At 31.0% G+C, this 12,156-nt stretch carries 11 protein-coding genes and 1 tRNA gene; 7 read left to right on the forward strand and 5 right to left on the reverse strand.

The window, feature by feature from the left end:
• The first annotated feature begins 39 nt into the window (after positions 1-39).
• Entirely contained in the window at positions 40-423 is a 384-nt protein-coding gene (locus G507_RS16435) for a helix-turn-helix domain-containing protein (RefSeq protein ID WP_051191496.1), read from the forward strand.
• Between the two features lie 23 nt (positions 424-446).
• Positions 447-1,274, forward strand: a complete 828-nt coding sequence (locus tag G507_RS16440; RefSeq protein ID WP_245575597.1) for an IS3 family transposase — start codon at positions 447-449, stop codon at positions 1,272-1,274.
• 90 nt (positions 1,275-1,364) lie between these two features.
• Here G507_RS16440 and G507_RS0104865 read toward each other — a convergent pair whose 3' ends face one another.
• Entirely contained in the window at positions 1,365-4,205 is a 2,841-nt protein-coding gene (locus G507_RS0104865) for a M43 family zinc metalloprotease (RefSeq protein WP_026716434.1), read from the reverse strand.
• Positions 4,206-4,670: 465 nt separating this feature from the next.
• Between G507_RS0104865 and G507_RS0104875 the strand changes: the two genes are divergently transcribed.
• The 3 genes from G507_RS0104875 to G507_RS17275 all read left to right on the forward strand — a co-directional run bounded on the left by G507_RS0104875 (position 4,671) and on the right by G507_RS17275 (position 6,366).
• Positions 4,671-5,507, forward strand: coding sequence for a hypothetical protein (locus G507_RS0104875; RefSeq protein WP_026716436.1), 837 nt, complete (start codon positions 4,671-4,673; stop codon positions 5,505-5,507).
• A gap of 19 nt (positions 5,508-5,526) precedes the next feature.
• On the forward strand, positions 5,527-5,919 hold the full coding sequence (locus G507_RS0104880; protein ID WP_026716437.1) for a hypothetical protein: 393 nt from the start codon (positions 5,527-5,529) through the stop codon (positions 5,917-5,919).
• A 72-nt stretch (positions 5,920-5,991) separates the two neighbouring features.
• The gene (locus tag G507_RS17275; protein WP_051191497.1) at positions 5,992-6,366 is read left to right on the forward strand and encodes a hypothetical protein; all 375 of its coding nucleotides are present in this window, start codon (positions 5,992-5,994) and stop codon (positions 6,364-6,366) included.
• 51 nt (positions 6,367-6,417) lie between these two features.
• On the opposite strand, the gene G507_RS16450 is transcribed toward G507_RS17275, so the two are convergent.
• The 3 genes from G507_RS16450 to G507_RS0104900 form a co-directional block, all read right to left on the reverse strand.
• Positions 6,418-7,068: a hypothetical protein gene (locus G507_RS16450; protein WP_211218974.1), complete on the reverse strand. Its 651-nt coding sequence runs from the start codon at positions 7,066-7,068 to the stop codon at positions 6,418-6,420.
• A gap of 263 nt (positions 7,069-7,331) precedes the next feature.
• Positions 7,332-8,573 carry a site-specific integrase gene (locus tag G507_RS0104895; RefSeq protein WP_026716438.1) on the reverse strand — a complete coding sequence of 414 codons (1,242 nt, stop codon included), beginning with the start codon at positions 8,571-8,573 and terminating at the stop codon, positions 7,332-7,334.
• A gap of 251 nt (positions 8,574-8,824) precedes the next feature.
• A tRNA-Ser gene (locus G507_RS0104900) sits at positions 8,825-8,909 on the reverse strand.
• Between the two features lie 175 nt (positions 8,910-9,084).
• Here G507_RS0104900 and G507_RS0104905 point away from each other — a divergent pair.
• Positions 9,085-10,341, forward strand: coding sequence for a glycosyltransferase family 4 protein (locus tag G507_RS0104905; protein WP_026716439.1), 1,257 nt, complete (start codon positions 9,085-9,087; stop codon positions 10,339-10,341).
• Position 10,342: 1 nt separating this feature from the next.
• On the opposite strand, the gene G507_RS0104910 is transcribed toward G507_RS0104905, so the two are convergent.
• A complete protein-coding gene (locus tag G507_RS0104910) occupies positions 10,343-10,924 on the reverse strand; it encodes a MiaE family protein (RefSeq protein WP_026716440.1) in 582 nt (193 codons plus the stop codon).
• 154 nt (positions 10,925-11,078) lie between these two features.
• Between G507_RS0104910 and G507_RS0104915 the strand changes: the two genes are divergently transcribed.
• Positions 11,079-12,104 carry a M28 family metallopeptidase gene (locus tag G507_RS0104915; RefSeq protein WP_026716441.1) on the forward strand — a complete coding sequence of 342 codons (1,026 nt, stop codon included), beginning with the start codon at positions 11,079-11,081 and terminating at the stop codon, positions 12,102-12,104.
• Positions 12,105-12,156 lie beyond the last annotated feature (52 nt).

The following is a 12,156-nucleotide window of genomic DNA, read 5'->3' on the forward strand; positions in this document are numbered from 1 at the left end:
AAATAGGTTGACTAAAAATTAAACACTTTTAGCACACTTATGACATCACAGAAAAAACAACCCTGCCGAAAAAAAGAGTATCAAAAAATAAGCTTTGATCTCAAACTTTCCATCATTGACCAAATTAATAACGGACAAATATCTGTTAATCACGCTTCCAATAAATACAATGTATCTCGAAGTTCTATTGACTATTGGTTAAAAAAATTAAGTAACTTTGAATCTAAATCTAAAGTTATGAGCAAAAACGATGAACTAAAAAAACTGCGTGAAAAGGTTGAAGAACTAGAATTCATTAAAGAACTTCAGCAAGACATAATTATTGACTTTCAAGACATTACAGGAAAAGAATTGTCAAAAAAGTTGTTACCCAAAACATTAGCAAAAGAGATAGAAACAAGAAAAAGAAACCGTTTAAAATAAAATGGCTCTATCAATGTTTTGGGATTACTAAACAAGCCTTTTACCAAAGAATTAAAGCAAATTACTTAAAAGAGCAACAACATAAAGTAATCTTTGAGTTAGTTCATAAAATAAGGGTTAAAATGCCTCAAACTGGCATTAAAAAACTTCATCAACATATACAAGACGAATTAATTAAAAACAATATCAAAATGGGTAGAGATGCGTTATTTGACTTAATGAGAAGTTATGGTATGTTGGTTAAGAAAACAAAACGTTTTCACATCACAACAGACTCTAAACACTTCTTTTACAAATCCCCTAACCTACTTAAAGAAACACCGTTAATCCACGCAGAACAAGTCTTTGTAAGCGATATTACTTATATCAAAATTGATGGTGGTCACTCCTATTTGGCTTTGGTAACTGATGTCTATTCTAAAAAAATAATGGGTTGGAAATTAGACAACAATATGAAAGTGGCTCTTGTGAAAGATGCATTACAAATGGCTTATAAAAATTGTATTCATAACCATAAAAATATCATTCATCATTCCGACAGAGGAATACAATATTGTTGTCCTGACTTTTCTGAATTCGCTGAAAACAAAGGTTTTATATTAAGTACAACTCAAAAATATGATCCCTATGAAAATGCAGTAGCTGAAAGAATTAACGGAATATTAAAATACGAATTTGGTTTAAAACACAATATTAAAAACATACAAATTGCTCAAAAAATGGTAGCACAAGCCGTAAAAACATATAACAACGAACGTTTACACTGGTCTTTAGACTTAAAAACACCACAAACTGTACATACACAATACAACAAACAAATCTATAAATCCTATGCCAAAAAGGCTGCGTAACAGAGTTTGTATTTTTACTAAAAAAAACAGCAATTGTTCAATTACTTTTAACTAAATTTGAATCAATAAAAATCACTAAAAAAGGTCAACCTATTTCAGGACAAGACATTTACTACCGCAATATGGATCAATATATTGCACTTCTCGCTTTAAATCAAAATTGCATATATTTTGTTTTAATACAGAATTTAAATAAGTATTTAAAGCAGTATAATTAACTACCGCATCAGTACCTAAAGCAACCTCTTCAGTACCGTTGATTAACCATCTAAATGTATATACTCCACCAGGTTGCGTTAGTGAAGAAAAACAAGGGCTTGTAAACGATATTCCTGTTGTGAAATTTGCATTCCCTGAGCAAAAATAAGTGTTTAAATTAGAGGCAGAGTTATTAACACCTCCAATATCTACAGCTGGTGAACAAGGAGGTTCATTATGAAAAAATTGATTTGTAATTCTGAATTTTTTGACAATCGTTTGTGTTAATGTTGTATAGGTTATCTTGAAATATCTGTATGGATACGAATTATTACCTTTGCAAAACCTGGGTAAATATACCGATGTATAAGGGAAATAAGTAACATCATCATCGGAGTATTCTCTTGTATAATTACCTAATGCATAGTTGTTAGAATTAAACGTATTATATGCCTGACTACCACTTGGAAAATAACTTGGGTAAGTTAAAGTTTGATCGACACATTCTTGAGAATTCTCAGGAAATTGACATGGTAAATCAAAATTAGAAACGTTGAAATCAACATTATCAGGCAGGCCACCTCCCAAACATTGAATTCCATAATAAGCATAGGCTTGCTGCGTTCCTGCTGATTGGTCATTTGACCTTACAAAAAAGGTTAAAGTAACTTCAAAATTTTGATTTGTACCTTGATTTAATATCGCAAATTCACTGAAATCCAATAATTTTGTTTTCCATTGAACCGTAGTTTTATAATCCTTGAGACCATAGACAATATTTGGTGAAGTAAAATCTCCATTTGATGATATTTTGTTAAATTCATTGTACAGTGATGTTGTTGCCCCTAAATTGCTTGTTCCCTCCCATTTATTACCCCATTCTGATTGACCAATATGTTTAATATAACCAGGATGCAGGGGCGATTCATAAGATAACTGTACTAGTAGGCCCAAACTGGCTGTTTCAGGAGTAGTTGTAACTTGTTTCATTCCTAAATAATGGACTAAAAATTTACAATTGTCAGGAGTTGGCTTAAACTTTACTTTTACATAATAAGCTGCTCCATCAGGCAATACGTTGGTTTGATTGATTACTCGACCAACTCTTAAAATTTTATTGACTCCAAAAGGCACATTTGCTGCTGAGGGAAAGTTAACATCACTAAAAGTGGATTGATCAATAATTTCAAAACTGTTTGGTTCAAATCCAGCATCAGTTTCAACATATCTTTCTGTTGATGGCCATGTATAATTTGTAAGACTTGAACCTGTACCTAAACTCCATCCTTTTTCATATTGAACTCTTTCAAAATTACTAAAATTTAAATCCGGTAGAGTTTTACAATAATCTGTCCCGGAACCCGGACCGCTATTTCCTTGCTCTGGAATAACTTTAAAATAAAAGGGATTTGCTACCTCTACACAATTTGGATTAGAAGTAAGACTAGCTTTCAAAGTTAATTTGTAATTGCCAACGACTGTTATTGTTTGATTAAATGTTTGCAGACTAACTGTTAAAACAAGAGTATTTGTATCTAAATTAAATAGTTCCCAATTGTATGTAATTGATGGATTGTTTGAACAATTTGTGTTTACATTAAAAATTAAAGGAGTATTAACCACAACTTCATTTGCAATTATTGCATTTGGAATTTGTATTGTAAAGTTACAGTTAAACAAACCAGTACAAATGTCACATGACTTTGTTTCTAATAATGAATTTCTGGCACCAAATTCACTATCTATCATAAAATGCATTCGATCTATTTGACCTGGAGTGAATTTATTTTGACATGTGAAATCACCATAATCCATGTAGTTTGACTTATCATCTGGAATCGTTGAACCACATGAAGTAGGAGCTGGTGAACAGGTGAAGTTTAATTCCATTGGTTGGGTATCCGCCACCATATCTCCGTTGAAAATTGGATTAGAATTATCACATGAACATTGGGGAAAAGTAAGAATTGTAGCTGGATCACAAATTCCAAAAACATGAAAAAGACCTAAGTAATGTCCCATTTCATGTGCTAATACATTCATATTAATATCCAATGAAGGATTATTAACTAAATATTCTCTTTCAATAAATATACCATCATAAGACTTACCATGTGCAGAAGGCAGAAAAGCAAAACCAGTTACACTACCAATTATTTCATCCACAATGTATACATTGATATAGTTTTTTGTCGGAAATTTTGATGTAGCACCTGAATTAGTTACAATTTGGTCAATATGATTTATATTATCTTTGTCTATGCTTCCTAAACTTGTAGAATGGTGTGTAATGTTGCCAATGTAAGGATTAACATTTTTATCTTGTAATGCTAAACAAAATTGAATTTGTGTATCATTTGTTTGAGCTTTACCACCAAGGTTAGTACCGTCATAAATTAGATTCAATTTATCAACTATGTACTGATAACTTCCAGTACTACCTATTAGAAAAGATTCGTTAGGATCATTTTTTACATCATGAAAAACAACAGTTAATGTCTCTTGATGATTTAATAAAGTTTGAGCATTTTTATTGTTGTTAGATTCTCTTTTCTTTATAAATTTAGACCAAGCCAAATTATTTTTTTCAAATTTTTCCTTATAAGAATCGTCTTCTTTCAATAGTTTCAAATGTATAACATCAGAACCACAACTATGTTTAATCTTTTCTTGAGCGGAAACATAAATAAAGGAAAATAAAAAGAACAAAATAAGGATAGTATTTTTTTTCATAAATAAGAGTTTTTGGTTATAATGAAAATAAAATCAAGTAGTTAAAAGATTTTTATAAATATAGGCTTATTAATAAAATGTTAATTACGGTTTAACCTTTTATGTTTTGCGGTTTTCACTTTGTCCTTTGTTTTGTACTTTTAAACGACAAAATATCCACAAAAACCTTAGATTTAACCAAGAAATAACATTTTTCTTAAAATTTGTGAAATGAAAGATAACAACCCTATTAAAAGTGTTCATTGCTATTTTCATGACCTCACACACTTTTCTAAACAGGACTTTAGCACAATGTTGTGTAATTCTTAAATTTTTATGTCCAGGCATTTTACTAACACTTTGAATAAGAACAACATTTGTAAATATTCCAGTAGTGGTAAAAAACCAATGGTTTTTGGTTTCTTACTATTGGATTTGGTATGGTACGGGTTTAAGGCTTAGTAAATTGCCTTAAAATTAAGACTTATGGAATCATTTACTTTACCTCCACTTGAGACTGAGTTTGTTTTGGAACAGATTCAGCAATTAGTTTCTCCTTGTTCAGTTTATGTTTTTGGTTATCGACACCAAACTAAAAGGGAATGTAATTATTTACTTGATGCTTTTGATGTTGGGCTAGTTCGGCATCATTATTATTTGGTTGTGTTTTCTCAGCAGTTGCTTCCTAATGGTGGTTCTGATATAGCTCAATCCATTGCTGCTGGCTCTGGACACGCTATTACTGCTACTGTACTGGTTCATAAGGTAAAAGATTTGGGGACAAAGCAAGTTGGGCAGCAGTGGTTTTTTAATCAGGTTCTTCGTGATGGACAACGTTTGTGTCTTGATACCACTGCTCCACCCTATTTATTGCACGTTGCTAGAACCCGAGATACCAAGGCTACTACTGCTTTTTGGCATAAATGTGTTAGAGTTGCCCAATTTAATATGCACGCTGTTACAGTTAGTGATCAGTTAGACGTTGAGCTTTGTAAAATAGCTTTATTACACAGTGCTTTGCATCAACTAGCTTTGGGTTTGATCCGTGTGTTTTTGGGTTACACTCCTACTACATTTAGTCTTGTATATCTTTTGGATTTGTGTGGTTCTTTTACTGCGTTGCCTTCTCAAGTGTTTAAGACAGAAACGAGTCTTGCTCAAAAACGTTATAAAATGCTATGTGCGTCCCCTTCTATGCTTAATCATTGGATAGATTTGCATGCTAATGAGCAACACTTTATTTGGTTGTTAGATTCTTGTCAGTCGTTTTTGAAAGAAGCCGAAACTTTGGCTATGATTGAACTTAATCGTTTAGAATTATAAACCTATAAAAACTTAACTTATGAAAAATCAAATTCCACCCTTGTCTCCAGCTTTTCGAGAACTTGCTGCTCAACATTTTGTCTTGCTTGAATCTGCGAATGTTGCTAAAAAAAGAGATGTATTACAGCTTAATCTTTCTGGATATTCAGATGTGTGTTTTCTGATTGCCGATATCGTTAAAGTATGCCTATTAGCTTTAGAGGCTGATGGTTGCTCTAATAGAATTCCAGAACCTGCAACTAATATTAGTGGCGTACTTAGTCTCATTTTGGATTTGTTGCCTTATGAGGAAGCTGATCTTTTGGATAAAATTAGAGAAGCTGTTTTACAACCTGCAGATGTTGTGGAGGCTGAGGATGATTTTATGGTGGAGAATTTGTTTTTGACTATGCCGGTTGGGTTGATGGATTGATTAGTGATTAGTGATTAGTGATTAGTGAAGTATTCAAAATTATTTGTGTTATTAATTTATAAATTTAAAATTATGGAAAGTACAATTGATGTATTGCGTAGGAAGTCGGATTGGCTTATGACTACTTTGAAAGTGCATCCTAAAAAGGAAGCAACTTGGCAAATAACGGTCAACTTTGCTAATTACGCTTGTTTGTGTGGAACTATTGCCGATTTGATGAAAGTCTGTAGTGCTGTGCTCCAATCGGAGGAACCTTATGTTTCTTCGTTAGTAGAAAATCCAGCGATTGATGTTGCTAATATTTTGGAACTAGCTGTACAATTAATGCCTCATAGTGAAGCTGAGTTTCTGGATGAGGTTCGACAGGTTTTAAATGAAGAATCGATAGAGCAATTACCTGCCTTTAATTATAGCAAAGAGGTTGTTCTTGAGAAGAAAGCTTCTTAACAAAACAGTTTAAAATAGGACCGCTGACAGCAGTCCTATTTTTTTATTTTTCTATAATGGTTCGTTATAGTTTTTGTTATTTTCAACACTTGGGTTTCCTGAAGCTTTTTGAGTATTTGCATTTTTGAAATTGTATTTCCCTTGGTTCATGATCCAGTTACGTGCTAACGCTTTCCAATCTCGCATCTTGGTTTTACCTCCAATTAACCAATCAATACTAGCATAATAATTAAAAAATCTATTGCCTTCGGTTTCTGTACTTAGCTTGAAAATGAAATATGAAACAACAGCTTCGAGAGCAGGTATTTCAGCATTGCTTATGTATTTTTCTTCTTTTTTCGCGGAACTTTTTTCTTCTTTTTTTGGAACAGCATTTAGGCCATTTTTATTTTTAAAATTTAAATTTAAATCAGAATTAAAATTTGCTTGGGTGCCATTATAGCAATCTATTTTGTTTAAATTGTTTATTTTTGTTTTATTATTATATATAATATTTGCAAGTTCATCAACGTGTTCAGTAGCATAGCTATTTTTTGATGTGTTGTTAGTGTCATCTTGTTCAAATTTTGAAAAATTAACCTGTATAAATTTTATACCAGCTTTACCCGATTCTGAAAAATCAATCATCGTAACATTAGAATTCATGTGTGGATTATTTGTAGGCAAATGCTCAATAAATCCGTAAGCTTCTAGTTCTTTCATACATTTGTAATACGTTGTATTTGATCTTATTTTACATGACATCATTATCTTTTCTTTTGGGATGCTTGTAGGATTATTGAACCGGTTCGTATTCCAATTGTTAAAAAGCATTAAGTAAAGCGAAATGTGGTTTGGTTTCATGCGTTTGTCTGCATAAGCTTTGTTAAAAAAGCCGTTTAAATGGTTAACATAATTCATAGTTTTAAAATTTAAGGATTACTAATTATCTTTTGTAAAGCAACTATAAGGTTGCTTTACCATTTTTATATTATTTTCTTCTCTTGGATTGGTGTAAGTGAGAATTTATCTCGTAATATTTTCATGTCTTCGCTAACTTTCTTATCTAAGACTTTCGCATAATGTTGGGTTGTTCTCAAATTTTTATGTCCAAGCATTTTACTAACACTTTCTATTGGAACACCATTCGTAAGTGTGACAGTTGTAGCAAAAGTGTGTCGAGCTATGTGAAAGGTTAGCTCTTTTTCAATTCCGCATACTGCTGCAATTTCTTTCAAATAGGCATTCATTTTTTGATTACTTAAAACTGGAAGTAACTTGTCTTCATTTAAACATTGAGGATGATCTGCATACTTGTCAATAATCATTTGCGTTACTGGGAGAATTGGGATTTTAGAAGCAGATTCTGTTTTCTGTCTGTGCGTGAAAATCCATTTATCACCATCAATACCAATACTAATATGAGATTTTGTGAGGTTTCTGACATCTATGTAAGCCAAACCAGTGAAGCAGCTAAAAAGAAAAATATCACGAACTAGCGACAATCTTTCAGTTTTAAATTCTTTGCTAATTATGCTCTGAATTTCATCTTCAGATAAATAGACTCTTTCCACTTCTTTAACTTTTGATTTGTAGTTTGCAAATGGATTTCTATCCAGCCAATGATTGGCCAAACATATTTTAATGATTTTATTGAAGTTCTTAATGTATTTGACTGCTGTGTTATTGGCACATTTCCTTACACTACGTAGATAAAATTCATAATCGGTAATAAATGCATGATTAATGTTTTCGATGTCAAAATCTGAAACTTTGTATTTCCAATTTAGGAAATCCTTGGTATGTTTTAATGATGTTTGATAACGTTCATATGTTCCAGGTGCATACTCTATACCGAGTAATTCTTTTATCTTTTTATTGTGTTCTTCGAAAATTGGTACAAGAAATCGCTTTCGTTTAGTAGTGCCTTCCAGGCTTTTTTTGATGTTTTCAACATTAACTTCTAAGTCACTTGCAATTAAATATTTTTCAGCAGTAAATATTTTTACTTTTAAATGCTCCAGATGACTATTTATTAAACGAGCTTCCTCTGAAGTACCCCTCATTTTTGACGTTTCTGGATGCCATTTGGAGGGGTCTATAAACTTTCCGGTGCTGTTATCAAGCCTTTTTCCTTTAATGGTAATTCTTTGAAAAATTGGTGCTAGCCCTTGTGCATTGGCTTTCGCTCTTTTAAGATAAAAGAGAACTGAAATTGTTTCAATCATAATTGGTGACCTTTATGTTAGTATAAAATTAAAAATTCTATCAACACAAAACAAGATGTTCATTTTCTGAACTAGCTGTTTTTAAAGGGGTTCACAAAGGTAGGGGCACCTGTTATATCCAAATTTATAGGTACCCCGAATTGTACACCTTTAAGATGAGAAAAAATAAATAATTTGGATAGGGTGGAAATTAAAAAACCCTCTAAATCATAAGATTTAAAGGGTTTTGATAGGTTTCTTGAATTAACCAGCGGAGAAAGAGGGATTCGAACCCCCGGACCTGTTACAGTCAACAGTTTTCAAGACTGCCGCATTCGACCGCTCTGCCATTTCTCCAATAAGACTTACACTACTTCCGTATTGCGAGTGCAAATATAGTATCATTTTTTATTTCTACAAACCTTTTTTAATATAATTTAAAATATTTTTTTTGCTTTGAACTTATCTATTTAAAAATCATATTTTTATAAGACAATTTTTTATTTTATACCTTTGCCATAAGTTATAATTTATGAAAAAAATTGTTATTATAGGCTCTGTTTGGCCTGAACCAAAATCTACTGCTGCTGGACAAAGAATGATGCAATTAATTGAACTATTCAAAAAAATTGAATATGAAATTGTATTTACTTCAATATCATCCACTTCTGAATTTACTTTTGATTTAAGTGAATTAGGCGTTGAAACAGTTTCAATTGAATTAAATAATAATTCTTTTGATGATTTTATAAAACTACAAAACCCAAAGTTTGTTCTATTTGATAGATTTATGACTGAAGAACAATTTGGATGGCGTGTTACTCAAAGTTGTCCAAATGCTATAAAAATATTAGATACAGAAGATTTACATTTTTTAAGAGAAGCCAGATTACAATGTTTCAAACAAAATATAAAATGTGAAACAAAACATCTTCAAAATGAAATCGCTAAACGTGAAATTGCTTCAATATATAGATGTGATTTAACTTTAATTATTTCAAAATATGAACATGATTTATTAGTTGATTCATTTAATATTCCACCTGAATTATTACATTATATTCCAATGATGTATGATGAATTAAATAAAACTATTTTAGATGATTATCCAAAATTTGAAGAAAGAGAACATTTTTTTTCCATCGGAAATTTTCATCATAAACCAAATTGGGAAACTGTATTGCAATTAAAAAATTCAATTTGGCCCAAAATCAGAAAACAATTACCTCAAGCTGAATTACATATTTATGGTGCTTATATTCCTGAAAAAGCCAAACAATTACATAATTCAAAAGAAGGTTTCATTATAAAAGGAAGAGCAGAAAATAGTGCTTCTGTATTTAAAAAAAATAAAATATTGCTTGCTCCTATTCCTTTTGGTGCCGGAATTAAAGGAAAATTATTAGAATCAATGCTATATGGAACTCCAAACATAACATCAACCATTGGTGCTGAAGCCATGCGAGACAATAAAGAATGGAATGGTTTTATTGAAGATAATCCAGATGATTTTGCAGAAAAAGCAATAGAGCTATATTCAAATGAAATAATTTGGAAAAAATCTCAATTAAATGGTATCGCAATAATCAATGATTGTTTCAATAAGAAAAATTTTAAAAGTGAATTTATGGATAAAATTAAAAACTTACTATCAAATATAGTAAATCATCGTGCTAATAATTTTATGGGACAAATATTAAATCATCATACTCTAAAAAGCACTATGTACATGAGTAAATGGATTGAGGAGAAAAATTCAAATAATAAAATTCCAAATTCCAACTCGTAAATTATCCATGAATTGCCTCTGATTTTCCGTAACTTTTAATAATTTCAGCTTCATAAGCTAACCATTCTTCCCAACGTTTTTTAACATCCATTCCTTCTCCAATTTCATTTGCAAAGTTGATAAAAACAGTATAATGATTGGCTTCACTAATCATTAAGTCTTTGTAAAATTTAGCCATTTTTTCATCATCTATTGTATCTGATAATACTTTGAATCTTTCACAACTTCTTGCTTCAATCATTGCAGAAAATAACAAACGTTCGACTAAATGTGTTTGTCTACTTCCTCCTTTATGCATGAATTTATACAATTCATTCACATAATGGTCTTTGCGTTCTCTTCCTAAAATCCAACCTTTTGATTTAATAATTTCATGAACTTGTTCAAAATGATCCATTTCTTCTTGAGCAATTTTTATTAATTCAGTAATTATATGGGTATGTTCTGGCAACATTGTGATCAAACTAATACAATTAGAAGCAGCTTTTTGTTCGCACCAAGCATGGTCAGTTAAGACTTCTTCTATATTTGATTCCGCAATTCTTGCCCATCTAGGGTCAGTAGGAAGTTTTAATTTAAACATTGAATTGTTTTTTTTACAAAATTAAACTTTTAATTTTAAAGAATTAATTTTGAAACAATAATTATAAAAATGACACTAATAATAATATAATTGAATATTTTAAAATTAAAAATCTTATTTTTGAATTAATAAATTCTCGTAAAAAATAATAAAAATGAAAAGAATAATTGCGTATTGCATAGTTGGACTGATTTTATTGAGTTGTGGAACAAGCTCTACAATAGGCAATAAAAAAGCTGTAGACGTTAGCTCATACATTAACTTAATCGATAAAACAGATTTGAGTAAACATTTATATATTGTTGCAGGTGAAGAAATGGAAGGAAGAGATACAGGTTCTGCTGGACAAAAAAAGGCAGGTGAATATATCATCAACTATTATAAAAGTCTTGGTATAACATTTCCAAAAGGAGCAAGCAGTTATTACCAAAAAGTTCCAGCAGCTTTCATGACTAAGAAATTCGGAAATAAAGGTGCTGATTCTGAAAATATTTGGGCATTCATTCCAGGAAGCGAATTTCCAGATGAAATCGTAGTTATTTCAGCTCATTATGACCATGTTGGTACAAAAAACGATGAAATATATAATGGAGCTGATGATGATGGTTCTGGAACTGTTGCATTGTTAGAAATGGCACAAGCATTTGCTCAAGCAAAAAAAGAAGGATATGGTCCAAGACGTTCTATTCTATTCTTACACGTTACTGCAGAAGAAAAAGGATTACACGGTTCAAGATATTATTCTGAAAATCCATTATTTCCACTAAAAAATACAGTTGTTGATATTAATATTGATATGATTGGTAGAGTTGATCCAGCTCATGAAGAAAATCCTAATTATATTTATGTGATTGGTTCTGATAGATTAAGTACAGAATTACATCAAATTAATGAAGAAATGAATACCAAATATGTAGGTTTAAATCTTGACTATAAATACAATGATAGAAAAGATCCTGAAAGAATTTATTTTCGTTCTGACCATTATAACTTTGCTAAAAATGGTGTTCCAGCAATCTTCTTTTTTAATGGTGTACACGCTGATTATCATAAACCAAGTGATACTCCAGACAAAATTAATTATGAATTAATGACAAAAAGAGCTCAACTTGCTTTTGCTGATGCTTGGGAAATAGCCAACAGAGATAAAAGAATGATAGCCGATTTAAATGGTGAATAATTAATCTAGCACTCAATTGAGTGCTTTTTTTTAATTAGCATTAATTGCTTAA

Source organism: Flavobacterium gelidilacus DSM 15343, from assembly GCF_000422685.1.
In the GTDB taxonomy this organism is placed as follows: Bacteria; Bacteroidota; Bacteroidia; order Flavobacteriales; family Flavobacteriaceae; genus Flavobacterium; species Flavobacterium gelidilacus.